The 555-nt window shown below is 58.9% G+C and carries 1 protein-coding gene; it reads left to right on the top strand.

Annotated elements, in window-relative coordinates; genetic code table 11:
- Nucleotides 1–240, top strand: a 240-nt coding sequence (locus tag AACY08_RS28365; protein WP_339472416.1) for a M28 family peptidase, incomplete at its 5' end; no start/stop codon positions are given.
- Nucleotides 241–555 lie beyond the last annotated feature (315 nt).

Below are 555 nucleotides of genomic sequence, written 5' to 3'. Positions count from 1 at the left end.
CGTGGTGCGGGTGTGGGGGGTGACGGAACCGATGTCGGTCCAACGCTCAAGACCGGCGTTCCGGCAGTTGATCTTAACCAATCGGGCTTGCGCTATTTCGACTATCACCACACGCCCGAGGACACGCTCGATCGTATCGACCCGGAACAACTCCGCCAGAATGTCGCCGCCTGGACCACGCTGCTCGCGATCGTCGCCGATGCGCCCGAAGCGATGGGCGCAGTGACCCCAAAGAAGTAACCATAACTCAACCCGTCGCAAATGTGGCGGAAAGGTGGCATTTGCGGTGACTTATGGCGAATTTAAGATTGACGCACCGCAGCAGGACGTTATGCCACGAGCCTTCGCGACGGCGTTGGGCCGTTCGTGAAACTGCTAATTTGCTTGGGAGCAATTGCATGAAGAAGATCGCCCTTGTTCTCGTTGCCGCCGGTGCCCTGTCGCTTGCTGCGTGCCACAAGAACCCTGAAGCAGCCGCCATCGAGAACAACGCCGACGTCATCGCCGACGGCATTGATAACAACGCTTCGGTCCTCGACGACGTTGCGTCGAACA

This window comes from Pseudomonas sp. EL_65y_Pfl1_R83 (genome assembly GCF_963970695.1).
GTDB lineage: Bacteria > Pseudomonadota > Gammaproteobacteria > Pseudomonadales > Pseudomonadaceae > Aquipseudomonas > Aquipseudomonas tritici.
This window is presented reverse-complemented; position numbering and strand designations above follow the sequence as displayed.